Below are 25,881 nucleotides of genomic sequence, written 5' to 3'. Positions count from 1 at the left end.
AACGGGACTATGAACATGTTACGCAATATAAAATTCCGACTTTCCGCCCTTGCGGTGCTTCTCCTCGCCACTTCGTGTCTGGACAAATACCCCGAATCCGCCATCCCCGAAAAGGATGCCATGAAGACCTTCGCGGATGCCGAGCAGACCCTCACGGGCATCTACGCCACCTTCAAGAGCAGCTCGCTTTTCAGCGGACGGCTCACGCTGCTGCCCGACATTCAGGCCGACCTCGTCTATGCCGTCGAGGGCAACAGCAACCAGTTCGGCAACTTCTGGCGCTGGGACGTCCGCCCGACCGACCTCGACCTCGAAGGCGTTTACGCCGACCTCTACACCGTCATCAGCCGCTGCAACTTCTTCCTCGAACGCATCGACGAAGTGATGCGGAACGAAATCAGCGACGACAACCTCGAAGACCTCGAAGAATACACCGGCGAGGTCTACGCCATCCGCGCGCTCTGCTATTCGGAGCTGCTCAAGAATTACTGCAAGGCCTACGACCCCGCCACCGCGCAATCGGAGCTGGGCGTGGTCATCCGCACCAAATACTCCACGCCGGAGCCGATCCGCCGCGCGTCGCTGTACGACTCCTATAAGTTCGTGCTCGACGATCTGGCGGAGGCCGAGAAGCGTCTCGACAAGGAGGAGGACGCCTACAGCAACGAGTACATCACCTCGGCGGCCGCTCAGGCGCTGCACGCCCGCGTGGCCCTCTACATGCAGGACTGGGATACCGCCATCGAATACGCGAGCATCCTGATCGACGACAAGAAGAACACCTTCAAGCTGGCCGACGCCAAAACCAAGTACAACGCCGACTACACCTTCTTCGACTACATGTGGGCCTACGACCTGAGCTACGAGATCATCTGGCGCATCGGCTTCACGGAAACCTCCTACGGCAGTCCCCTCGGAACGGTGTTCCTGAACTTCACCAAGGACCTCACCTACTACTATCCCGACTACGTGCCGGCCACCGCGGCGCTGAACCTGTACGACGACGCCGACCTGCGTTATTCGGGTTACTTCGCCGGCAAGGAGCAGGGGCTGACGATCGGCTACACCAACGGACTGGACTGGCCGATGCTGGTGAAATACTACGGCAACCGCAACTTCACCAGCAAGCTGATCTTCCACGTCTCGATGCCCAAGCCGTTCCGGCTGGCCGAGCAGTACCTGATCCGCGCCGAAGCCTACTGCCGCAAGAACGACTTCACGAAGGCCGGCAACGACCTCACGGCGCTGCGCAAGATGCGCTACGCTTCGGGCGGCACGCTGAACGTCTCGAAAAACAACTGGCTGCAGACCATCTCCGACGAGCGCGTGCGCGAACTCTACATGGAGGGTTTCCGCCTGCACGACCTCAAGCGCTGGGGCAGGGAGTACGCCGACCTGAACGGCGGCTACAGCATCCGCCGCACGCCGCAGTCGTGCTCGCAGCCCGAAGGCAGCTCGCTCAAGATCACTCCGGACAATCCGCTCTTCGTATGGCCGATTCCCCAGCACGAGCTGGAGTCTCCCGGCTCGGAGATTCTGCCCAACGAAAGCAACCGATAGCAACAACGAACAGACCATAAACAATGAAACAAATTATCACGGTTTTATTTGCAACGGGACTCCTCGCCGCCCTCTTCACCGGCTGCAAGGAGGAGTACAAGACCTATTCGGACCGGGAGTTCGTCATGTTCGCCGACACTGCGGCGACCTACATGGTGCTTCAGGACAAGGAATACTTCTCGGTTCCCGTCACCTCGACCGTCGCGTGCGATTACGACCGTACGTTCGGCGTGGAGATCATCGACAAGGGCAGCAACGCCATCGAAGGGCTGCACTACGCCCTGCGTTCGAACACCATCACCATAAAGGCCGGCCAGCGCGCCGCCAACGTAGAGGTGCGCGGCCTGTACGACAACATCGAGCCGACCGACTCGCTGGGCTTCATCCTCAAGCTGGTCATGCCCGAACAGGTCAACTGGAATCTGTACCACGACCAGACCAAGGTCGTGATGATGAAGAGCTGCCCCTACGACGTCAACGACTTCACGGGCTGGTGCGTCGTGACCTCGCTCTTCCTCAACCAGTATCCCGGCATCGAGAACACTTCGCTCCAGCGGCTTATCCGCACCGAGAAGCACCCCACCGAGGAGAACATGATCATCCTTCACGACTGGCTCTTTTCGAGCTACGACGTGACGATCCGCCTCGACCCGGCCGATCCGGCCGAACCGCTGGTGACCATGGACAAGAACCAGATACTCGCAGACGAAGGCTCGGTCTTCGGACAGATCCTCGGCGACAACAAGATTCTGGTCACCAACAGCCCGCTCTACGACTCCTACTTCAATTCGTGTCAGAAATACGTCACGCTCTGGATCAAGGTCCACGTCGAGAACATGGGCGAGAACGTCGGTCTGGTGGGCCACTTCTACAACATCATCGAGTGGGTCAGCGACGAAGAGGCCGACCGGCTCCAGCGTGAAGAGGGCATGAAACCGGGCGGAGTCATCACGCCGCACGCGCGCTAAATCCATTAAAGCAGAAAAAGACAAGAGATATGAAAAGGCACTATTTACACTTGGTGATGTCACTGCTCGCGGGAGCATGTCTGGCGGCCGCTTCGTGTTCCGATTCGGACAAGGAGATCAAGGCTCCCAGCCCCAACTTCCCCGAAGCGGTCTCCCCGACCATCGGAGCCGGAGAGACCTTCACGATCGAAATCGACCCCAATCAGGATTGGGAGGCAAGCGTCCCGACCGCAACGGCCGCATGGTTCTGGATCGAGGACGGAACGCAGAAGGTCTGGACCCTGCGCGGCGGCGCGGGCCCGGCCCGGATCGTCATCGCCGCCGCCGAACTGGAAGAGTTCGACGACAACCGCGTCTGCGAGGTGACCCTGACCATGGGCGGCCAGAGCAAGGTCATCGCCACGATCACGCGCGGCACGCTCGACCGCGGCTTCACGCTCCGCACCTGTCAGCTGGACGACTACGGCGACTTCATCTACAACCCCAACAGCACCGAAACCGGGCTTACCTACCTCTACGGCACCGAACCGGCCGAAAACGTCGCCCTGACGTGGCCCGAAGGCCGCACCGGATTTTCGATGCCGGTACTCGTGGAGGCCAACTTCGAATGGGTGCTCGGCAAACTGCCGGAGTGGCTTGAGGTCCCGGCCAAGACCATCGGCGAACCGGGCGCGCAGCTCGAACTGCGCCTGCAAGGCGACGCTTCGCGCTACCCGCTCGACGGAGCCGAGGAGACGCTGGTATTCACCGACAAGAACAACTCCGGAGTGAGCTACGAGATTCCGATCTCGATTCCGGCCTGCCGCGACATCTTCTCCGTCAGCGGCATGAGCGCCGAGACCAAATTCAACACCAAGGCCGAATATTTCAACAGCATGAACGGCGACTGGGTTCCGGGCAGCGCGATGGGCAGCGTCCAGAGCATCGACGGCGCGAAGTTCTTCCTCTTCGCGGAGGTCACGCAGCAGTGGGGCGCCCCCTACCTGAGCGCCGAAGCCGAAGACCTCGCATGGATCCTGCTGACCGAGGAGCCGTGGGACAGCACGCCCGGCAGCGACGTCGTACAGTCGCGCCAGTTCACCGTGGGCGTGACCGAGAACGGCGGCAAAGCTCGCAAGGCATACCTGCTGGCGCTGCCCGCAGCGGTCGCCGAAACGATCTCCGACCCCTATCAGCTCATCGACGCGGAGATCCGCGACGAATACAAACAATATCTCGTCACCACCATCAATCAGGAGGCCAATCCCGGCTCCATCTCGGCGAACAACCCCGCAGGCATGACCGAAATCGGCGCCGCCTTCGAGAAGCTGCCGGCCGACGACTGGTACATCGGCGAATTCGGCGTCAGGGACGGCTACAAGCTCATCTATACGAAGGAGTGGTCGAACGATCCCGAATCGACGCTGACCGTGGACCGCGAATATACCGGCGTCGCCTTCTTCGACTACGACCTGCAGCCCATGAGCGGCGAGGAGAGCTGGCTCTCGGTACGCAAGACCGCGGAGGGCGTCATCGTAGACATGGACCCCGCCAAGGACAAGTGCGGCGGCAGCTCGATGGCGAACGAGGGTATCGCCCACATCGGATTCGCCGTCTTCACCGACGCCGACGGCCGGTTTGCGCTCATCCAGTGCATCTACGACGAGAATTATCCGATCGGCGGTGGCGGCGAGGGTTTCGAAGTGAAGTTCGCCATGCCCGATCTGGTGAGCGGCGCGACGCTGGTCGAGATCACGAAGGAGAACTACGAAGCGGTCGCAGGCGGCAACACGGACCTGCTCGCCTCGTTCGCCGAGAACCTCGGCATGGGAGTTCCGCAGTACATGCTGACCTACACCTCGGCCGAACCTTCGAACGCCGTACTGGAAGTCTCGCCCTACCAGCAGATCATGCTCATGCCGATGTCGGGCGCCGAGTGGCTCGACTACGAACCCCTCTCCGACACGCAGATTCAGGTCTCCATGGCCAAACCCGAAGCGGAGCAGGCTCCCTACGGCATGCTGCAGTTCTTGGACGGCAGCTGGAACATGAAATGCATCGTTTACTGTATGCCCGCGTTCTAAACACCACCCACACGACAGGTCCCCGTTCGAAGGGGCGGGGACCCGTTCTATACGACTACAATTTATGGAGAATATACAGAACAGGTTTTTAGATATGAAACTTTTAAAAATTTTCGTAGCGGCGATTCTCGCACTGGCAGCGGCCCTCACCGGCGGATGTTCCGACGACGACGGCATCGACAACCGCGATCTCGACTACGGATACGTCCAGTTCAAACTCTACAAGGAGGCGTCCTACGACGCCGTCAGCCGGGCGCAGAAACCCCAGCTCGACTACCTTTACGAAGCCGCCAAGGTGCAGGTGTCGCTCGGCTGCAACGGCACGACCGTCACCCAGACGCTGACGCTCTCGGCCTCCGACAAGGAGAGCGCCGAGTTCGGCTTGCGCAGCGAGAAGCTGCGGCTGCTGACGGGACAGTACCAGATCATCACCTTCTCGCTCTACAACGCGAACGACGAGCTGATATACAACGGCATGCCCCTCGACGACCGGCTCGTCGTCGAAGCCGGCGGCCTGCAGGTCCACGACCTGACGGTCGATGTCGAACCGCGCGGAAAAGTGCGCTTCACCATCCGCAAGGACCTTTCGGACTTCACCGAGACGCCCGTCACCCGTGCGGCAAACAGACAGTATACGTTCGACGAGATCGCTTTCATCAGCCTCACCGTAAAACAGGGCGAGACCAACGAACAGACGACCTTCAAGATGCTGCCCACGAAGTTCTCGATCCATTTCGACGAGGACGACGACACGTTCGGCTACCAGACCTCGTCGCTCGAATGCGACACGCTGCTTTCGCTCAAGGCCGGCAGCTACAAAATGATGCGGTACGAGACCTACGACAAGAACAAGCTGCTGCTGGAGAACAACAAGCGGCCCAAGAACCTCGACTTCGTCATCGAGGACAACAAGACCACCGAAACGAAGGTCGGCGTCACGCTTTACGAGGCCGACGAGTATATCCGCGACTACTACGCGCTGTATGAAATCTGGAAGGCGCTCGACGGCCCCAACTGGTATTTCTCCGGCGAAAACTACCCCGAAGGCACCAACTGGGACTTCAACAAGGACCCCGACCTGTGGGGCATCCAGCCCGGCGTGGAGGTACACTCCAATGGCCGCGTGGCGAAGATCACGCTCAGCGACTTCGGATTCCGGGGCCACCTGCCCGCGGCCATCGGCCAGCTCACGCAGCTGATCGAGCTTTATCTGGGTTCGCACAAAGACGCCAACCTGCTCGAATACGATCCCTCGATCGCGCCCGACAAGAGCCTGAGCGAGCGGAAGCGCACCCGCATGGAGCGCAACAAGGAGTTCCTCCGCCTGATCCACACGCCGACGCAGACCTCCGAGCCGATCGCCCGTGCGCTCAAGGAGCACAACCTGACCATTCCGGGCATCTCGCTCTACGAGGAGAACTATACCGAGGACGAGATCATCGACCGCAAAACCGGACTTCAGAAGCGTATCCGCCCCTATGACGTGGTGCACGGCAAGCTGACCAACGGCCTCAAGTCGATCGACCCGGCCATCGGCAAGCTCGAAAACCTCGAATACCTGTTCGTCGCCAACGGCGAGCTGGAGACGCTGCCCGACGAGCTGGCAAACCTCAAGTCGCTGACCGACGTCGAGGTGTACAACTGCCCCAAGATGACGCAGTTCCCGATGGTGCTCGCCAAGCTCCCGGAGATGATCTCGCTCAACATTTCCAACAACTCGCAGTGGTCGGCCGAGGAGGTCTACAAGGGTCTGAACGCCATCGCCAACGGCCCTGCGAAGGAGAAGCTACAGATTCTCTACGTCCGCGACAACAATCTCCGGGAAGTGCCGGAATCGTTCCGGAACCTCAAGAAGATCGGCCTGCTGGACTTGGCCCAAAACCAGATCGGGACCATCCATCCGTTCGGAAAAGAAGTGGCTCCCGCGCAGCTCTACCTCGACAACAACAAACTCACGTCGCTGCCCGCCGACGGGAACGGCCTTTTCTGCACCATGGACGACGTCGAGACCTTCTCGGCGACCTACAACAAATTCACGAAGTTCCCCAACATCTTCTCGGCCAAGAGCAAGTTCACCATCAAATCGGTCGATTTCTCCTACAACGAGATTGACGGCTTCGAAGGCGAAGAGGACGGCACGTTCAAGGGCCTGAACATCGAACAGCTCTCGCTCGCGGCGAACAAGTTCACGAAGTTCCCCAAATGTCTCGGCACGACGGGATCGCTCGTCGCATACATCATCCTGCGCGGCAACATGATCGACGAAATCCCCGAAGGGTCGTTCTCCGGCAAATACTCGACTTCGATGACCTCGCTCGACCTGACCTACAACAAGCTCAGCAAGCTGCCGAAGGATTTCACGGCCGAGCAGCTGCCTTACCTCTACGGGCTGGACGTCTCGTACAACGCCTTCGACAAGTTCCCGTGGTCGCCGCTCAACTGCGCGGGCCTGACGGTCTACGCCATCCGCGGCCAGCGCGACGCTCAGGGCAACCGCTGCCTGCGCGAATGGCCCACGGGACTCTACCAGCACACCGGCCTGCGCGGATTCTACATCGGCTCGAACGACCTGCGCAAGATCGACGACACGATCTCCCACCTGATCTACCACCTCGACATCAGCGATAACCCCAACATCACGTTCGATGCCTCGGCGATCTGCTACTACTGGCAGCAGGGCGCCTACAACCTGATTTACGACAAGACCCAGAATATCCTGAACTGCGATAAAATGCTCGAATAACCACTAAGGAGAAATGACAATGAAAATAACGAATTACATACCGGTTATCCTCTGCTCGATCGCATTGTGCGGCTGCTCCGACGCCGCCAAGACCGTCGGATTCGGCACCGACAGCGACGCCATCGAAGCCCCCGCCACGGGAGGAACCCACACCGTCAGGGTGTCGGCGGAGAAAGAGTGGGTCGCCACCACCGACGAACCGTGGATCACCGTCTCGCCCGCCAACGGCCGCGGCACGACCGAATGCCGCGTACTCATCGACTCGGCCCTGACCGACCAGCCCCGCCGCGGCGTAATCCGCATCATGGAGCAGAACACTTGGGTCAAAAAGGAGATCGCCGTCTCGCAGAAAGGCTTCGACTACCTCATCGGCATCGACGACAAGGAGGTCACCGTCGCCAACTACGCGGCGTACGGCACGCGCCACTTCGACGTCAAGATAAAGACCAACGTGGATTTCTACGTCAAGGTTCCCGAATCGGCCGAAAACTGGCTCAAGTTCGAGAAGCCGGCGGTCGAATTCGACCGCGGCATCCGCCCGCGCGAAGTGACCGTGCGCTTCAACTGGAACATCAATTCGCAGCCCAACCCCCGCATCGCCGACGTCACCTTCACCTCCAAAAAGGAGGTCGAACTCGCACGGCACGACAACCTCGTGGTCACGCAACAGGCCGCCGAACCGATCGAGGAGAACACCCGCGGCGGCGACTCGATCGCCCTGCTGGCCATCGCCCGTACGCTCGAAACCATCGCAAGCTGGGAAAACGGCGAACGCATGGACAACTGGGACAACGTGATCCTCTGGGAAGAGGGCATGGAGGGGTACACGCCCGAAAAGAAGGGCCGCGTGAAATACGCCCGGTTCTTCATGTTCAACACCAAAGAGGAGCTGCCTTTCGAGGTGCAGTACCTGACGGCCGCCGACGAGCTGAGCTTCTACAGCAACGTCAACGCCTTCCTCAAGGACCTCACCACCGGCGAGTACATCACCAAGCTCACGCAGCTGCGCCGGCTCACCATCTCGGCCTACGGTCTGGTATCGCTGGACAAGAACTTCACGGCGCTCAAGAATCTCGAATACCTCGACCTGAGCAGCAACAACTTCCAGAAGATTCCCGAAGAGATCAATCCGACGAACTTCCCAAAGCTCCGGACGCTGAACATGGGCGCCAACACGCGCAAGAACATCTATGACCTGAGCAACACCATCGAAACCAACTACGGCGGCCTTGTCGAAGAACAGGGATTCCCGCGCCGCCTGATCGAATGGGACCTCGACACGCTGTTGCTTTCGGTCAACTACCTGCAGGGACCGCTGCCCAAGATGGACGACTGGGAAAAATACACCGAACAGGACATCATTGACGCCGACACGCTGCCCCGCGCGCTGATCGGCACCCCGAAGGTGATGCCGCACACCAAGCGGTTCGCCATCAACCTCAACCGCCTGACCGGCGAACTGCCCGACTGGCTGCTCTACCACCCGGCGCTCGACTGGTGGGTGCCCAGCGTGCTGGTGTTCACGCAGGAGGGCAAGGATGCGACCGGCACGCTGGCAGGATTCACCAACGAACCCGCCAACATGAACTACTACTACGAATTCTACGAGGGATACAAGAAAGATCCCGGCACGGAAGAAGAAGAGGAGGAGACGACCAAATAATTATGACGATGAAAAACTATCTATACGGCATTCTTGCCACCGCTTTACTGGCATTTACCGCATGTACCAAAGAGGAGCTGTCCGCCCCGGAGCCGGCTCCGGGCCCGGACGTCCCGGCCGAATACCAATCGGGGGAGGTGCTGGTGAAATTCGCACCTTACGTAAGCGACATACTCGACCGGGCGGGCATCACCCGCAGCGGCGGCCCCGCGACCCGTTCGGGCATTCTCTCCGTCGATGAGATTCTGGACATCGTCGGCGGTTATGAGATCGAGCGCGTCTTCCCCGTGGACCCGCGCAACGAGGAGCGCACCCGCGAATCGGAACTGCACCTGTGGTACGTGGTCCGCTTCGGCGAGGAGTTCACCGCCGCCGAGGTCGCCGAGAAACTCTCGGCGCTGGGCGAAGTGCAGCACGTCAGCTTCAACCGCACCATCCACCGCGCCTACAACGCCGGGAAAAAGGCGATGCCCCTCTCCCGCAAGACGCTCGAAGCCATCCAGCACCAGCGCGCGACCCGGACGGGCGAAGCCTCGGCCTATCCCTTCGACGACCTGCTGCTTCCGCAGCAGTGGCACCTCGTGAACCGCGGCAACATGTTCGGCGGGAAATCCATCGTGGACGCCGACGTGCAGTGCGAGCAGGCGTGGGAACTCTCGACGGGCGACGAGTCGATCGTCGTGGCCGTCCTCGACGAGGGCGTGATGATCGAGCACCCCGACCTGAAGAACAACATGTGGGTCAACGAGAACGAAATCTACCGCTCGCACAAGGACAACGACGGCAACGGCTATCAGGGCGACGTCTACGGCTACAACTTCGTCAAGAACACGGGCGTCATCTCATGGGACGACGTCAACGACACCGGCCACGGCACGCATGTGGCGGGCGTAATCGCCGCGCAGAACGACAACGGCATCGGCATCAGCTCGATCGCCGGCGGCCGGGGCAGCATCCCCGGCGCGAAGATCATGTCGTGCCAGATTTTTTCGGGCAGCACGGCCAGCAACGCGCTGGCCACGGTCAAGGCGATCAAATACGCCGCCGACAACGGCGCCGTGATCCTGCAGTGCAGCTGGGGCTACGTTTCGGGACTGGCCAACAGCTACGAATGGGGCGAGCCGGGCTTCAAGACACAGGAAGAGTGGGAGAAAAGCATGCCGCTCGAAAAGGAGGCGCTGGAGTACTTCATACATAACGCAGGCTCGCCCAACGGTCCGATCGAGGGCGGTCTGGCGATCTTCGCCGGCGGCAACGAAACCGCCCCCATGGCCGGATTCCCCGGCGCCGCCGACTTCTGCATCTCCGTCTCCGCAACGGCCGCCGACTACACCCCCGCCGTCTACACCAATTACGGTCCGGGCACCACGATAGCGGCTCCGGGCGGCGATCAGGACTACTATTACGAATACTTCGACGACGACCACAAGCGCGGCGAGATCGGTTGCGTCCTCTCGACGCTGCCCTACAACGTCAGCGAAAGCGGCTACGGATACATGGAGGGCACCTCGATGGCCTGCCCCCACGTTTCGGGCGTCGCGGCGCTGGGACTGTCGTACGCGGCAAAACTGCGCCGCCACTTCACGGCCGACGAATTCAAGGCCCTGCTTTATGAGACCACCACGCCGATCGACGACTACATGAGCGGCATGAAATTCTACTACCGCTACGTCGCCGACGTGGGTCTGAACCAGCCCATGCAGCTCAACAAATCCAACTACCGCGGACAGATGGGCGTCGGTCAGGCGAACGCCGCCAAACTGCTCAACGCCGTTGCCGGCAACGGCACGCAGGTGTCGTTCCCCAACCTCTACATCAACCTCGGCGGCGAAGTGACGGCCATCCCGGCCAACTATTTCCTCGGCGGCGAGACGATGACCTATACGGTCTCGATCTCCGACACGACGGTCGCAACGGCCTCCGTCGAGGGCCGGAAACTGACGGTCAAGGGACTCAGGAGCGGCATGACCAAGGCCAGCATCACGTCGAGCGGCAACGAGACGCACACCTTCAACATCACGGTGCGCAAGGTCGCGAACGGCAACGGCTGGCTCTAAACCCGCAACGATGCGCAACACAGCGACGATAACACGCATGCTTCTCTGCTGCGGAGCGTTATGGGCGGCTCTCGCCGCCGCGCCGCTCCGCGCCCAGATCCGCATCGTCCCGCGCGCCAAACTCGACAGTCTGGCCCATCCGGCCACGGCCGCGGGAGGAGCCGAAGCGATGCGTTTCGAACGCACGCTGATCGACGCCGGGCATATCGGCGAGGACGACGTCCCCCCGGTCTACACCTTCCGGTGGCGGAATACGGGCGGCAAGCCGCTGGTCGTCACCCGCGTGCAGACCACCTGCGGCTGCGCCGCGGCGAGCTGGGACAAAAAGCCCGTCGCACCGGGCGGCGAAGGCGCCGTGACGGTGACCTACCGCCCCAAGGGACATCCGGGGGTTTTCGACAGGCGGATTTTCGTCTACACCCAGCTCTCGGACAAGGAGCCTACGGCGATCCTCAGCCTCCGGGGCGCAGTCACGGCCTCGGTGCGCACGGACGACGACTATCCCCATGCGATGGGCGCGCTGCGGCTCAAGCAGCGGACCGTCCGCTTCGGCCGCACGGACAAGGTGCAGAGCGAGCGTATCGAGTGCCTGAATGCGGGCGACAAACCGCTCACCCCGGTCTGCGACGAAGGATTCGCGGCCACCGGCCTGAGCTTCGCCTGCGAACCGGCGACGCTCGCACCCGGCGCAAAAGGCGATCTGGTCGTCCGCTTCGACCCGGCCAAAGCCCCGCAGCCGCTCCGGCGGACTCCCCTGCCGATCGGGGGACCGGACGTGCCGCCGAGTCAGCGCATGCTGTGGATCGAGTTCGGGGAAACAGAATAAGAAACAGGATAAAAACAAGTCATATGAAAAGATTTTTGAGATTTGCGGCCCTTTTGTCGGCCCTCGCGCTGCTGGGCGCCTGCGACGACGACATGTACGTAACTCCGCTGGAGGTGACCAACAACAACATCGCGGGTACGTGGCAGCTGGCCGAATGGAACGGCGCGCCGCTCGCCGAAGGCAGCTTCGTCTACATCGAATTCATCCGCAAGGACGCCAAGTACGTCATGTACCAGAACCTCGACAGCTTCGGCACCCGCAAGCTGACGGGCCGCTTCGTCATCGACAACGACGCGGAGCTGGGTGCGGTCATCCGCGGCAGCTACGACTACGGCGCAGGCGACTGGGCGCACCGCTACATCGTGACCGACTTCACCGAGACCTCGATGGTCTGGACGGCCAAGGACGACCGCTCGGACGTGCAGGTCTTCGTGCGCTGCGACGGCATTCCGGACGAAGTCACCGGAGGAAAAACCGAAGAATAAAGGAAATAAAAAGTTCGCGCCGGAAGGCGCCGGAAGGGATGTCCGGACCGGGCATCCCTTTTTCGTCGTCTCGGCCGTCCGGAACGCCCGCGAAGAGCCGCAGGAGAGCCGCAGGAGAGCCGCAGGAGAGCCGCAGGAGAGCCGCAGGAGAGCCGCAGGAGTTGGCAATGCGCGGAATTTGCACTATCTTGCGCAAAATTACGACGACAATGACACAGGAGCTGCAATTCATACCTTTCGAATCCCGTTCGGACAAAGGCTGGGCCGAAGCGTGGGACCTTTACGAAGAGTCGTTCCCCCGCTGCGAACGCTGGAACGCGCAAGGGTACGACCGGGCGTTCGGCGATCCGCGCTTCGAAGCCGACGGCATCTGGCGCGGCGAAGAGTTCATCGGCATTCTGTTCCACTGGAACGCCGGAGCGTACCGCTACGTCGAGCATCTCGCCGTTTCGCCCGCCCTGCGCGGTCAAAACATGGGTTCGAAGGCGCTCACGGCATTCTGCCGGAAGGTCGGCCGCGTCATTCTGGAGATCGACCCGCCGGTGGACGACATCTCGATCCGCCGCCGGCACTTCTACGAACGGCTGGGCTTCGTCGCCAACCCCTACGAGTACATCCACCCTTCGTTCCGCAAACCCTTCACGCCCCATCAGCTGATCCTGATGAGCTATCCCGGCCCCCTTACATACGACGAAGCCCGCGGCTTCGCGGACTTCGTACGGGAGACGGTGCTCGGCTATTCGGAGCACGAAGCCCCCACGCTGCCGAAATTACCGTAAAGCGGAGACTCCGGGCAGCCCTGTTTACAAGATTCCGACCAGATATTTGGTGACGAAATAACCGCCCGCCACCAGCCAGACATACAGCAGGCCCGCCAAGACGAAGGGCTTCGCCCCGGCCTGCCGGAACTTGTCGATACTCGTCTCGGTGCCCAGCGCCGTCATGGCCATCGTCAGCAGGAAGGTATCGGCGTATTCGATCGCGCCGTTGAGCGGAATCTCGCGGACGCTCTCCACGCCGAACAGGTATTGCAGCAGCGAATTGAGGCAGATGATCCCGATAAATCCGAAGGCGAACCACGGCACGGCGATCTTGCTCTTCTCCCTGCAGGCTCCGGAACTCTTCCGGCGGCCCAGCACGAAGCCCATGACGACCAGCACCGGCGCGAGCATCATCACGCGGATCATCTTGGTAATCGTGGCCGTCCCCGCGATTCCCAGCGCATCGGTCGGGTCCATCGCATTGCCGGCTCCGGCCACATGAGCCACTTCATGCAGCGTACTGCCCGTGTAGACGGCCACGCCCGTGTCCGTAAGTCCATCGAGCAGCCCCATCCGGAACATCAGCGGATAGAGGAACATCGAGAGGGTTCCGAAAATCACGACCGTGGAGACGGCGATGGCGGTCTTGTAACCCTCGCACTTCACGACCGGTTCGGCGCCCAGCACGGCGGCCGCGCCGCAGATGGCGCTGCCCGTCGAGGTCATCAGCGCCGTATCGCGGTCGATCTTCAAGAGACGGCCCAGCAGGACTCCCCCGAAAATGGTGACCGTCACGATGACCAGATCGACGGCGACGGCCGGAATGCCGACAGCCGCCACTTCGGTCAGCGTCAGGCGGAATCCGTACAGGACGATGCCCCAGCGCAGCAGCTGCTTGGTGCAGAACTTGATGCCGGGGACCCACGTTTCGGGCAGTTTGTTGCGAAGGCTGTTGGCGTAGAGCATACCCAGCACGATGCCCACGATCAGCGGACTGAACGACAATCTTTTTACGATGGGAAAGCCGGCGATGTAGAAGGCCGCGAACGAAAACAGCGCGATCAGCAGAATTCCGTGCAGGGTGTTCGCCCTGTTACCTTTTTCCAGCATATGCTTGTATTTTTAAAATGGTCACTATAACTTTTTCTTTATTCCGCCGGCAAAGGTCGCATCTTTTAGCGGAATATGAAACAAGAAATCATTATATGCCATAACAAAAAGTTATACTGAAAAAAACAAGCGGACAGATCGTCCCCCGAAAGCGGCGGCACAAAGAAGGGAGGAAGCGAAGCCCGGAACCGCAACGCGAGCACGGCGGGAACGGCGGCAGAAACAGCGGCAGAAACAGCGGCTGCGGAAACGCGGCAGAAATGACAGCAGAAACGGCGAAGGAATCATGGCAAATACGCTCGTCGAGGCTGCGCCAGAAAGCCCGCCCGGTCAACGGTCGGCCCTTGCGAACTCGATGAACTGCCGGACGAGAGCCGACGGCTCGGCTTCGACGTGCACGAACGCGAAATCGCGCCGCAGGGGAAGGTCTTCGAGGTCGATGATCCGCAGCACGCCGCTGCGCAGCTCGTCCACGACCGAGATCACCGAAACGATGGCCATGGCGTCGCTGTTGCGGACGAAAGCCTTGATCCCCTCGGTCGAGCCCAGCCGCATGACCACGTTGAGCTGCGGAATGCGGATGCCCGCGCGTCCCAGCGCCGCCTTGATGACTTCGAGCGTTCCCGATCCGCCCTCGCGCAACACGAGCGGAATTTCGCGCAGCTCATCGGCCGTTATCGACTCGGTCCGCGAATAGGGACCGCCCGTGCGGGCCACCAGCACCAGCTCGTCGGGAGCGAAAACCGTATAGTGCAGCCCCTGACGGCGGCTCAGGCTCTCGACCATTCCCAAGTCGATGCCGTGCCCGCCGAGCGCCTGCTCGACCTGATCGCTGTTGCCCGACATCATCGCGACCCGAACGCCCGGAAAGCGCGTCGTAAATCTGGCCAGAATCGGCGGCAGGAGGTATTGGGCGATGGTCGTGCTGGCCCCCAGCCGCAATTCGCCCACGGGAGCGTCGGCGCAGAGACTCATTTCGTACTGCATGCGGCGGTAGTCGTCGGCCAGCCGTTCGGCGCAGGCGAGCAGGGTCTCCCCGGCCCCGGTCAGTTCGAGACGGCTGCCGCGGCGCATGAAAAGCTGTACCTTATATTGGGATTCCAACTCGCCGATGTGTTTGCTGACGGCGGGCTGCGAGATGAAAAGCCGTTCGGCCGTCCGGGTGAAGCTGAGCGTCCGGGCCGCCGTAATGAAGACTTTGAGTCGGAAATCGTCCATAACGTTCCAAATTAATGAGACAGCATCTTTTGCGGCAACCGGCGGAATTCACGGCCGGAATTCGGGTGCACGACGGCCCGAAAACCGGGAACCGCAGGCGGCTGCCGCGAGCGCACCGGAACCGCAGCGGCCACAGGGGTCCGGCAGAAGCGATACGGCAGGCCCCGGAAGCCATGCAGCCAAAATCGGGCGGGCAAAAGTCGCTACAAAGGCGATCGGCAGCCAAAAATCCGGTGCAGAAACCGCCGCAAGACAGTTGACAGCCGGAAACCGGGCGGCAGAATCGAGCAGGCGGAAACCGCAGCAAAACGATTGACCGCCGGAAACCGCCACAAGGCGGCAGACCACCGGAAACCGGGCGGGCAAAGTCGCCGCAAGACGATTGACAGCCGGCAACCGGTCTGCCGAAACCATTGACAACCGGAAATCCGGCCGCAGAGAACTGCCGGAAACCGCCGCAGCGCGGCCGCTCCGGCGGATCAGCCGAGATGGCCCTCGTCGGCGAATTCCTTTACCGACTTGATATAGTGTGCGATAGTCTCCTGCATCGAAACGAACGATTTACCTCCGGCGGCGTTCTTATGGCCGCCGCCATTGAAGTACTTGCGGGCGAAGAGATTGACGTCGACATCTCCGCGCGAACGCAAGCTGACGCGGATGAACTTGCGGTGGGCCAGAAACATGGCCGACATCTTCATCTTCTTGACCGTCAGGGCGTAGTTCACGAAGCCCTCGCTGTCCCCCTGCTGGAACTGGAAGCGGCGCATCTCGTTCTCCAGCAGCGACATGTAGGCCACCGTGCCGTCCTGAATAATCTCCATCTTGCGGTTGATGGCATAGCCGAACAGCCGGGCGCGGCCCTCGGTATAGGCGTTGTAGACGTTGTTGTGAATGTCGGGAATGCTGATGCCCGTCCCGACCAGCACGGCCACGGCGCGGAACAGCTCAGGCGTGAGGAACGAATAGGCGAAATTGCCCGTGTCGGTCATGATGCCCACATAGAGCGCTTCGGCCATGCGGCGCGTAACGGCCTGCGCGCCGAACAGCGCTTCGACGATGGAGTAGACCAGAAAGCAGGTGCTCGACGAATCGGGATGCGAGAACGAAAGGTCGAAACCCTCGTCGGGCGAAAGGTGGTGGTCGATCAGCACGCGGCGGGCCGTCGTATTGGCACCGATGGTCTCGCTGAGGATTTCGAGCCGAGAAACGGCGTTGAAATCGAGACAGAAGAGGATGTCCGCATCGGCGATGGCGCGGGCGGCGCGACCTTCGGTGTCGTTCTTGAAGACCACGACCTCCTCGATGCCCTGCATCCAGTCGAGAAAATAGGGGTATTTGTTCGGAACGACGCACGTCACCTCATGTCCCATCGACCGCAGCGCCTCGGCCCATGCCAGCGACGATCCCACGGCGTCGCCGTCGGGATTGGTGTGCGACACGATCACGATCTGCTGATGGGCGGGGGCAAGCAGTTCCCGCAGGCGTTCGAGACGCTCTTTCGATAACTCCATTTCGGCTCTGTTTCGCTAAATGATCTTTGCAAAGATACAAAAAAAGAAGAGATATGCAACCGCGACCGCGGGAACGTACCGAAATAGCACGTTTCCATACTCCGGAAAGCCGGCGGCCGGCGATCCGGTTTCGGGGCGGCGGTTGTCAGTTCGGTATTTTTGCGTAGCTTTGCATACACAAAAAAAACGCATTATGGCTTGTTGTCTTCAGGTGGAGAACCTGACCAAATCGTTCGGCGATCTGGTACTCTTCGAAAATATATCGTTTGCGATCGAGGACGGGCGGCGCGTGGCCCTCGTCGCCAAGAACGGCACCGGAAAAACCACGCTCCTGAACATCATAGCGGGGCGTGAGGATCACGACGGCGGGGAGGTCGTACCCCGCCGCGATCTGAGGATCGCCTACCTCGAACAGAGTCCGGTCTATCCGGCGGAGATGACGGTGCTGGAGGCCTGCTTCCACTCGGAAAATCCGGCGCTGAAGGCCATCGCCGAATACGAACGGGCGATCGAAGAGCCGTCGGGCGAAGGATTGCAGGAGGCGATGGCCCGCATGGACGCGCTCGAAGCGTGGGACTATGAACAGCGGGCCAAGCGGATTCTGTCGCGGCTGAAGATCCGCGACTTCGGACAGCGGGTCGGGACCCTTTCGGGCGGACAGCTCAAGCGCGTGGCGCTGGCCAACGTGCTGATAAGCGAGTCGGACCTGCTGATCCTCGACGAGCCGACCAACCACCTCGACACCGATATGACCGAGTGGCTCGAAGAGTATCTCACGGCAAGCGGCGCGGGGCTGCTGATGGTGACGCACGACCGCTACTTTCTGGACAAGGTGTGCAGCGACATCCTCGAAATCGAGGACCGGCAGCTATACCACTACGCGGGCAACTACTCCTATTATCTGGAGAAGAAGCAGGAGCGCGAGACGGCGCAGGCGGCCCGGCGGGAGAGCGAGACGAATCTCTACCGCCGCGAGCTGGAGTGGATGCGCCGCCAGCCGCAGGCGCGGGCGACGAAGGCCCGGTCGCGCATCGACGCCTTTCACGAGCTGGAAGCGCGCCTGCAATCGACGCGCAGCCGCGGCGAAGTGCGGCTCGACGTCAAGGCGTCGCGGATCGGGACCAAGATATTCGAAGCCAAGGAGGTCGGCAAACGGTTCGGCGAGCTGGTGCTCCTCGACAAATTCAACTACAACTTCACCCGCTACGAGAAACTGGGGATCGTGGGCGACAACGGCTGCGGGAAATCGACGTTCCTCAAACTGCTGACGGGGATCGAACGCCCTGACAGCGGGACGATCGAGGTCGGCGAGACGGTCCGCTTCGGCTATTACAGCCAGCAGGGGCTGGAGTTCGACGAGGGGAAGCGGGTGATCGACGTGGTGACCGAAATCGCCGAACAGATCGACTTGGGCGACGGACGGCGCATGAGCGCGTCGCAGTTCCTGCAGCACTTCCTCTTCACGCCCGAAACACAGTACAGCTTCGTGGCGCGGCTCAGCGGCGGCGAACGGCGGCGGCTGTATCTCTGCACGGTGCTGATGCGCAACCCCAATTTCCTGATTCTGGACGAGCCGACGAACGATCTGGACATCGTGACGCTCGGCATTCTGGAGGAGTATCTGCGCGCATTCAAGGGGTGTGTGATCGTAGTGTCGCACGACCGCTATTTCGTAGACAAGGTGGCCGACCACCTGCTGGTCTTCTGCGGCGGGGGCGAGATCAAGGATTTCACGGGCACCTACTCGGAATACGTGGCGTGGAAACGCGAATACGAAGCCGCACGCCACGCGCAGGAGGCGCAGGCGCGGCCCAAACCGCAGGCGGTGCGGACGCAGGCGGCGGACGGCGCGCCGCGCAAACTCTCGTACAACGAAAAGCGCGAGCTGGAGACGCTGGAGCGGGAGATTCCGGCGCTGGAAGCCGAAAAAGCGGCACTGGAGGAGTCGCTTTCGTCGGGTTCGCTCGGAGTGGACGAGCTGACGGCCCAGTCGCAGCGCATCGCGGAGCTGATCGGGCTGATCGACGAAAAGACGATGCGTTGGCTCCTTCTGAGCGAGCGGTAGTCGCCGGACGCAGAACGAAAAGCCGGGAAAACAGAGAACAGGCTAACAGAGCGGAAAAAACGGGCAGGCGGAAGAGCGGAGAACCGAGACGGGAGAAAAGCGGAAAACCGGCCGCAGCCGGGAAAGCGGGAAGCCGGCTGGGAACAGAAAAGCGCAAAGAACCGGACACGAATGGAAGAACGGGTAACCGGGCGCAGGCGGCAGAACGAAGACCCCGATAAACGGAAACCGGAAACCGGACGGAAGAAAAGCGGGAAACCAGCCGCAGCCGGGAAAGCGGGGAACCGGAGGGAAACAGAAAAGCGCAAAGAACCGGACACGAATGGAAGAACGGGTAACCGGGCGCAGGCGGCAGAACGAAGAACCGGATAAACGAAGAACGGAAACCGGACGGGAGAAAAGCGGGAAACCGACCGCGGCCGGGAAAGCGGGGACCGGAGGGAAACAGAAAAGCGCAAAAGGACGGATGCCGCCGGAAGGACGGAAAACCGAAGCGAAAGAGACCGGACGACTTATAAACGACAACGGCGGAGCCGAATGCTCCGCCGTTGTCGTCTTATCCGGGTTCGGCCGTCGAATCCGGCCGCCGGATTATTCGAGATTGAGCAGCGTCCGGTTTTCGAGGACCGTTTGCTGGGCTACGCGCTGGAGGTATTCGGCCTGTTCGGGCGGAAGACCCATCGTGCAGTCGGTCTGGTAGGGTTTGCCGTAGATGGTCGTGAAGATCACGTTGGCCGCGAGGTAGCTGCCCGGCAGCGCGGGGTGGAAACAATCCTGCGCATAGAGCACGCAGTCGGGACGTTCGGCCCGCACGCGGCGCCACGCCATGCCCACAGGGGCGCACCACGCGTCGTTGTCATAGGCCATTTCGAGGTAGCTCGTAATCAGCCGCTCCTGCATGGTCTCGTAGCGGTTGATGGGCGGATATTCCGGAATCGGAAAGCGGTTGCCGTTCTTGTGGCCCCACGTCATGTAGAAGATCACACGGGCGTCGGGTGAACCCGCATGCACGAGACTGTCGAGCGTGCGGGCCTGCGGATAGACCTCGCGGGCGACCTGCCGCGTCGGCATGGCGGGCGCGGAGCTTTGCTCCTGCAGGACGACGTAGTCCCAGCCGCCGGCGGCCAGCGCCTTCAGCAGTTTCTGATTCGTCAGGTGACCGGAGAAGCGTTCGCCGCCTTTGAGGAAGCGCGTGCAGGAGACCTTCACCTTCTGCGTCGCGGCGATCTGCTGCACGATGGCCGGCATGTCGTTGTAATAGGTATAGCTGTTGCCGACCCAGAGTACGCGCAGCGAATCGGCGTCTTTGGCCTGCCCGGCGAGGGGCAGCAGCAGGAACAACAGAATACGGAAGAGGTTTTTTGTCATATCGTTGAAGTTTTTAGGGTTTTCGGTCGGTGGTTCAGCCCTTCGGGGCCTTATGGTCGGCGGCGTATTTGCGGCACCACACGGCGATGCCGCACTCGCCGCACTTCGGGGCGCGGGCCGTGCAGACATAGCGGCCGTGGAGAATGAGCCAGTGATGGGCCACCGGCAGCAGGTGCGGCGGAATGTTCTTTTCGAGTGTCAGCTCGGTCTGAAGGGGCGTTTTGGAGTTGGTTGTCAGGCCGATGCGGTTCGAGACGCGGAAGACGTGCGTATCGACCGGCATCACCTCCTTCTGCCACAACACCGCGCCCAGCACGTTGGCCGTCTTGCGGCCCACGCCCGGCAGGCGCTGCATCTGCTGCAGATCGCTCGGCACCTCGCCGCCGAACTCCGAACAGAGCATGCGGGCCATGCCCGCGAGGTTGCGGGCCTTGTTGTTGGGATAGGAGATGCTCTTGATATAGGGGTAAATATCCTCGGCCGTGGCCGCGGCCATATCGAAGGGCGTAGGAAACGCCTCGAACAGCGCGGGAGTGGTCATGTTGACCCGTTTGTCGGTGCACTGCGCCGAAAGGATCACCGCCACCAGCAGCTGGTAGGGGTCGGTGTAGTGCAGTTCGCTCTCGGCCACGGGCATATGCTCCGAGAACCATGCGATTACGCCGTCGTAACGTTGTTTGGTCGTCATAAATGCTGTTTTTTACGTCGAAAAAGAATTTTCTTCACCAGAAAAATAGCCCCCTCCGGGCAGAAGACGAGCCGCGGCGTCCGCCGCAGATCGGCCCACCAGCGCGCGAGGTATTCGCCGACTCCCGCCCCTTTCCACGAGAGCAGCCAGAGTCCCACCACATGACGGCGGCGCAGAATGCGGAAGCGGTTGCGCGAAGCCGTGAAGCGTTCGTCGAACCAGAGGCTGGTCTCCATCGCCGAATCGCGGCTCGCAAGGCGTCCCCTGTAGGAATCTCCGTGGCTCACGCTCCCGACCATGCGCCGGTGCACGGCCGTCACGCGGTCTATGAAGCGTATTCGGGAACGGCAGGCGAACCACAGCCACATGGGCCAGTCGTCGGTCAGCCATTCGGGATGCTCCTCAGGGCAGATCTCGGCATAGTAGGCCGCGATCAGCTCACGGCGGGCCAGCGCCGTGCAGTTGGGGACCGAAATGCCGAGCAGCATCTGCTCGAAATCGGTATAGTGCCGGTCGGGATCGGATTTCAAGGTCCCTTCCGCCTGCCAGTATTCGTCGGCGCCCGTATAACACATGCCGCAACCGGGATCGGACTCCATCAGATCGGCCTGCATCTGCAGCTTGCAGGGGTCGGTCCACCAGTCGTCTCCGTCGCAGTAGGCCACGTATTTCCCGCGGCAGGCATCGAACGTGCGGCGGTAGTTGGCCCGCCAGCCGACATTGCGGGCGCCCGTCACCAGCCGCACGCGGCCGGGGTATTTCGCGGCGTATTCGCGGCAGATCTCCGCCGTCAGGTCCGTGCTGCAATCCTCGCCCAGCACCAGTTCGAAGTCGAACGAGGTCTGCTGGCTGAGCACGCTCTCGACGGCCTGACGCAGGTAGGGCGCGTGGTTATAGGTGGTCATGCAGACTGAAATGAGGGGGGGGGAAGTTTCCATCATCTCTACAGTTTGGTCAGCTTGGCGAATTTGGCCAGCAGGGTTTTCTCGCCCACGCTGTCGAAGGCCACGACCAGTTTGTGGTCGGTGGCGAGGGTCTCGATGCGCTGGACGATGCCGACGCCGAATTTGGGATGTTCGACGCGCTGGCCCACGGTGTAGTCGCCGCTGACGGGCATCGACGGCCCTACGGGCACGCCGCCGTCGACCGCCTGCCGCACGCCCACGCGGCGCATGCCGTCGGTCGAGGGGCGCGGCGTCTGGACGAGGGCCGGATCGGGTCTGCCCGCAGGGCGCGCGCCCTGCGGAGCCGCGGCGCGGGCGAAGCGCCGGGCAGGACCGGACTGGCCGTCGGCGGAACGCCCGCCGAAACTGCCGCCGCTGCCCCGGCCGCCGAAGCCGCCCTGCTGGCCGCCGAAGCCGCCCTGCTGACCGCCGTTATTGCCGCCTGCACGGTCGGCCTGCCGTTTCTGCTGGAAGCGGTAGTCGAAGCGGCGGCGCAGTTCGTCGATGGCCGAGGGGCCTTCGCCGTCCTGCGGGCGGCGCGGACGCTCCTCGCCGGCGTCGAAGTCGGCGCGGATATATTTGGGGTCGATCTCGCGCAGGAAACAGCTCGGACGCGAGAACTCCATATTGCCCCACTTGAAGCGCATCTCGGCATAGGAGATCGTCGCCTCGACCTTGGCGCGCGTCAGGGCCACATAGAACAGGCGGCGCTCCTCCTCGATGCCGTCGGGCGACTCGGCGGCCCGCTGCGAGGGGAAAAGGTTCTCTTCCAGACCGACGATATAGACGTATTTGTATTCGAGCCCCTTGGCCGAATGGACGGTCATGAGCGTCACCTTGTTGCGATCCTCAGGATCGTCCTTGTCCATGTCGGTCATCAGCATGACGTTCTGCAGCCACTCGTCGATGGTCGCCTCCTCGTCCTCCTGCCGTTCGCCGCTGCGGATCTCGGCGTCGCGCTGCTCCTTGAAGAGCTGCATCGAGTTGAGCAGCTCCTCGATATTGTCCAGCGCCGAGGTCGCCTCAGGGGTATTTTCGGTGCGGTAGGCGGCGATGATGCCCGAACGGGTGGCGATCTCCAGACCGAAGTCGTAAAGGCTCTTTTCGTTGCGGGCCAGAGACAGGCCGCGGATCATGGCGACGAAATCCGACACCTTGCGGGCGATGGTCTTCTGCACGGGATCGGCGGCGGGTTCGGCGACCAGCGTATCGACCGCCTCCCACATCGAGACGCCGCGCCCGGCGGCCAGCTCGGCGATGCGCTGGACGGTCGTGTCGCCGATGCCGCGCGCGGGATAGTTGACGATGCGTTTGAACGCCTCGTCGTCGCGCGGATTGATAACCAGCCGGATATAGGCCAGCATGTCCTTGACCTCCTTGTGGTCGTAGAACGAACTGCCCTTGTAGATGCGGTAGGGAACGCCCCGGCGGCGGAGGTTGTCCTCCAGCACGGCCGACTGGCTGTTGGTGCGGTAGAGAATCACCGCCTCGGACCACTCGTCGCCCGTCTGGCGGATCTTGTCGCGCAGGTCGGAGACGACCATTTCAGCCTCCTCGCGGTCGGTATAGGCTTTGAGGATGCGGATCGGCTCGCCCTTGTCGCCCTCCGAGAAGCAGTGTTTCTCCATGCGTTTGGAGTTGCGGACGATCACCGAGTTGGCCGCATCGACGATGGTGCGGGTCGAGCGGTAGTTCTGCTCCAGCTTGAAGACCATGGCGTCGGGAAAATCCTTCTGGAACGAGAGGATATTCTCGATCTTGGCCCCGCGGAAGGAGTAGATCGACTGCGCGTCGTCGCCCACGACGCAGACCTTCGAATGCAGCTGCGAGAGACGGCGGATGATGACGTACTGGGCGTAGTTGGTGTCCTGATACTCGTCCACCAGAATATATTTGAACTGCTCCTGATAGCGCGCCAGCACGTCGGGGGCGTCGCGCAGCAGGATGTTGGTCTGCAGCAGCAGGTCGTCGAAATCCATCGCGCCGTTGCGCTTGCAGCGCTGGCAGTAGATGTTGTAGATGTTGCCGAATTCGGGAATCTGCGCCTGACGGTCCTCGGCGGCGTAGACCGAATTGGCGAGGTAGGCGCCGGGGGTCACCAGACAGTTTTTGGCATAGGATATGCGCGAAGCCAAGAGGTTGGGCTTGTATTTCTCGTCCGGAAGGTTCAGCTCGCGGACGATGGTCTTCAGCAGGTTCTTGCAGTCCGAAGGTTCGTAGATGGTGAACGAATCGGGGAAACCGATGCGGTCGGCGTTCTCGCGCAGGATACGCGAAAAAACCGAGTGGAAGGTTCCCATGCGGATATAGCGGCTGCGGTTGTCGGGGATCATCTGCGCGATGCGTTCGCGCATCTGCTCGGCGGCCTTGTTGGTAAAGGTGAGCGCGAGGATGTTGAAGGGAGCCACGCCCTGCTCGATCATATAGGCGATGCGCGAGGTCAGCACCCGCGTTTTGCCCGAACCCGCGCCCGCGATAATGAGCGACGGGGCGTCGTAATTCACGACGGCGGCGCGCTGAGCGGGGTTCAGGCCTTGTAAAATAGGTGATTCTTTGGATTCCATGACGGCAAAGTTAATAAGAATTGAATAAGTTTTTTTCAAAGAAAATAATATCTTTGCATTGTAAACGTTAAAAAACTAAATCCGACGGCAATACGGCGACATGCTCTCTGCGCCCGCAGTCCGGGGCCGGGATTTTCGGGCTGAGCATGCAGGCCGAATGTGCGGACCGGGTTTGTCGGGCAGCATGTGCGGAACCGGGGTTGCCGGCAGAGTATGCGGGGCCGGATTTGCCGGGCCGGACATGCAGGGCGCGGAAAAGAGGTAATGAAATTCAACAATATAAAACAATGAGCGAAGTCATCAACATCAAGGAACTCAACGAGCGCATCGAACGCGAAAGCGTCTTCGTGGATACGCTCCGTACGGAAATGGGCAAGGTCATCATCGGCCAGAGCCATCTGGTAGACACGCTGCTGATCGGCCTGCTGTCGAACGGCCATATTCTGCTGGAAGGCGTGCCGGGACTGGCCAAGACGCTGGCCATCACTACGCTGGCGAAGGCCGTGGACGCCGCCTTCTCGCGCATACAGTTCACCCCCGACCTACTGCCGGCCGACCTGATCGGTACGCTGATCTACTCGCAGAAGAACGAGGAGTTCGTCGTCAAGAAAGGCCCCGTATTCGCCAACTTCGTGCTGGCGGACGAAATCAACCGCTCCCCGGCCAAGGTGCAGTCGGCACTGCTGGAGGCCATGCAGGAGCGTCAGGTGACCATCGGCGACAACACCTATCCGCTGCCGCAGCCCTTTCTGGTGCTGGCCACGCAGAACCCGCTGGAGCAGGAGGGAACCTACCCGCTGCCCGAAGCGCAGGTGGACCGTTTCATGCTCAAAGCCAAAATATCCTACCCCAAGAAGCAGGAGGAGCGCGACATCGTGCGCATGAACCTCGCCGGGGGAGGACTCCCCGCCGTCAACAAGGTCATCTCGCCCGAAGACATCGTCAAGGCCCGCAAGGTCGTGGAGGACGTCTACATGGACGAGAAGATCGAGAAATACATCATCGACATCATCTTCGCCACGCGCGAGCCGGCGGAGTACAACCTCCAGAAGCTCCAGAACCTGATCGCATACGGCGGTTCGCCCCGTGCGTCGATCTCGCTGGCCAAGGCCGCACGCGCCTACGCCTTCATCCGCCGCCGCGGGTACGTCATTCCCGAAGACGTGCGCGCCGTATGCCACGACGTGCTGCGCCACCGCATCGGCCTGACGTACGAAGCCGAGGCCGAGAACATCACCTCGGAGGAGATCATCACCGACATTCTCAACAACGTAATCGTACCCTAAC

18 protein-coding genes are annotated in these 25,881 nt (G+C 61.5%); 11 read left to right on the top strand and 7 right to left on the bottom strand.

What is annotated here, in order from left to right:
• The first annotated feature begins 9 nt into the window (after positions 1-9).
• From ALFI_RS07765 to ALFI_RS07725, 9 genes are all read left to right on the top strand, one after another.
• The gene (locus ALFI_RS07765) at positions 10-1,560 is read left to right on the top strand and encodes a RagB/SusD family nutrient uptake outer membrane protein (protein ID WP_014775417.1); all 1,551 of its coding nucleotides are present in this window, start codon (positions 10-12) and stop codon (positions 1,558-1,560) included.
• A gap of 23 nt (positions 1,561-1,583) precedes the next feature.
• Positions 1,584-2,528, top strand: coding sequence for a DUF4984 domain-containing protein (locus ALFI_RS07760; protein WP_014775416.1), 945 nt, complete (start codon positions 1,584-1,586; stop codon positions 2,526-2,528).
• Between the two features lie 29 nt (positions 2,529-2,557).
• Complete coding sequence (locus tag ALFI_RS07755) at positions 2,558-4,591, top strand: BACON domain-containing protein (RefSeq protein WP_014775415.1); 2,034 nt, start codon at positions 2,558-2,560, stop codon at positions 4,589-4,591.
• A 94-nt stretch (positions 4,592-4,685) separates the two neighbouring features.
• Positions 4,686-7,334 (top strand): DUF4458 domain-containing protein, encoded by a 2,649-nt coding sequence (locus ALFI_RS07750; protein WP_014775414.1) that lies wholly within the window; start codon positions 4,686-4,688, stop codon positions 7,332-7,334.
• Positions 7,335-7,347: 13 nt separating this feature from the next.
• Positions 7,348-8,997 (top strand): BACON domain-containing protein, encoded by a 1,650-nt coding sequence (locus ALFI_RS07745; RefSeq protein WP_014775413.1) that lies wholly within the window; start codon positions 7,348-7,350, stop codon positions 8,995-8,997.
• Positions 8,998-9,005: 8 nt separating this feature from the next.
• The gene (locus tag ALFI_RS07740; protein WP_014775412.1) at positions 9,006-11,054 is read left to right on the top strand and encodes a S8 family peptidase; all 2,049 of its coding nucleotides are present in this window, start codon (positions 9,006-9,008) and stop codon (positions 11,052-11,054) included.
• Positions 11,055-11,064: 10 nt separating this feature from the next.
• Positions 11,065-11,880, top strand: a complete 816-nt coding sequence (locus ALFI_RS07735; RefSeq protein ID WP_014775411.1) for a DUF1573 domain-containing protein — start codon at positions 11,065-11,067, stop codon at positions 11,878-11,880.
• A gap of 23 nt (positions 11,881-11,903) precedes the next feature.
• Positions 11,904-12,365, top strand: a complete 462-nt coding sequence (locus ALFI_RS07730; RefSeq protein WP_014775410.1) for a lipocalin family protein — start codon at positions 11,904-11,906, stop codon at positions 12,363-12,365.
• Positions 12,366-12,574: 209 nt separating this feature from the next.
• Positions 12,575-13,144, top strand: a complete 570-nt coding sequence (locus ALFI_RS07725) for a GNAT family N-acetyltransferase (RefSeq protein ID WP_014775409.1) — start codon at positions 12,575-12,577, stop codon at positions 13,142-13,144.
• Positions 13,145-13,168: 24 nt separating this feature from the next.
• On the opposite strand, the gene ALFI_RS07720 is transcribed toward ALFI_RS07725, so the two are convergent.
• The 3 genes from ALFI_RS07720 to ALFI_RS07710 all read right to left on the bottom strand — a co-directional run bounded on the left by ALFI_RS07720 (position 13,169) and on the right by ALFI_RS07710 (position 16,965).
• Complete coding sequence (locus ALFI_RS07720) at positions 13,169-14,236, bottom strand: YeiH family protein (protein ID WP_014775408.1); 1,068 nt, start codon at positions 14,234-14,236, stop codon at positions 13,169-13,171.
• Positions 14,237-14,566: 330 nt separating this feature from the next.
• Positions 14,567-15,454 carry a LysR family transcriptional regulator gene (locus tag ALFI_RS07715; protein WP_014775407.1) on the bottom strand — a complete coding sequence of 296 codons (888 nt, stop codon included), beginning with the start codon at positions 15,452-15,454 and terminating at the stop codon, positions 14,567-14,569.
• Between the two features lie 479 nt (positions 15,455-15,933).
• A complete protein-coding gene (locus ALFI_RS07710; RefSeq protein WP_014775406.1) occupies positions 15,934-16,965 on the bottom strand; it encodes a DHH family phosphoesterase in 1,032 nt (343 codons plus the stop codon).
• Between the two features lie 193 nt (positions 16,966-17,158).
• Here ALFI_RS07710 and ALFI_RS07705 point away from each other — a divergent pair, with 193 nt between their 5' ends.
• A complete protein-coding gene (locus tag ALFI_RS07705; RefSeq protein WP_014775405.1) occupies positions 17,159-19,030 on the top strand; it encodes an ABC-F family ATP-binding cassette domain-containing protein in 1,872 nt (623 codons plus the stop codon).
• Positions 19,031-19,621: 591 nt separating this feature from the next.
• On the opposite strand, the gene ALFI_RS07695 is transcribed toward ALFI_RS07705, so the two are convergent.
• The 4 genes from ALFI_RS07695 to ALFI_RS07680 are packed head-to-tail and all read right to left on the bottom strand — an operon-like array spanning position 19,622 to position 24,594.
• The gene (locus tag ALFI_RS07695) at positions 19,622-20,398 is read right to left on the bottom strand and encodes a DUF4886 domain-containing protein (RefSeq protein WP_009596204.1); all 777 of its coding nucleotides are present in this window, start codon (positions 20,396-20,398) and stop codon (positions 19,622-19,624) included.
• Between the two features lie 34 nt (positions 20,399-20,432).
• Entirely contained in the window at positions 20,433-21,086 is a 654-nt protein-coding gene (gene nth / locus ALFI_RS07690; RefSeq protein WP_009596199.1) for an endonuclease III, read from the bottom strand.
• Positions 21,083-22,024 (bottom strand): glycosyltransferase, encoded by a 942-nt coding sequence (locus tag ALFI_RS07685; RefSeq protein WP_014775404.1) that lies wholly within the window; start codon positions 22,022-22,024, stop codon positions 21,083-21,085. The genes nth and ALFI_RS07685 overlap by 4 nt, the downstream gene beginning before the upstream one ends.
• Before the next feature lie 5 nt (positions 22,025-22,029).
• Positions 22,030-24,594, bottom strand: a complete 2,565-nt coding sequence (locus ALFI_RS07680) for an ATP-dependent helicase (RefSeq protein ID WP_042493421.1) — start codon at positions 24,592-24,594, stop codon at positions 22,030-22,032.
• 287 nt (positions 24,595-24,881) lie between these two features.
• Here ALFI_RS07680 and ALFI_RS07675 point away from each other — a divergent pair, with 287 nt between their 5' ends.
• Positions 24,882-25,880: an AAA family ATPase gene (locus ALFI_RS07675; protein WP_014775402.1), complete on the top strand. Its 999-nt coding sequence runs from the start codon at positions 24,882-24,884 to the stop codon at positions 25,878-25,880.
• Position 25,881: the final 1 nt, after the last annotated feature.

The sequence above is a fragment of the Alistipes finegoldii DSM 17242 genome (assembly GCF_000265365.1).
GTDB lineage: Bacteria > Bacteroidota > Bacteroidia > Bacteroidales > Rikenellaceae > Alistipes > Alistipes finegoldii.
Note: the sequence above shows the minus strand (reverse complement) of the source record. Positions and strands in the feature narration are given on the sequence as shown.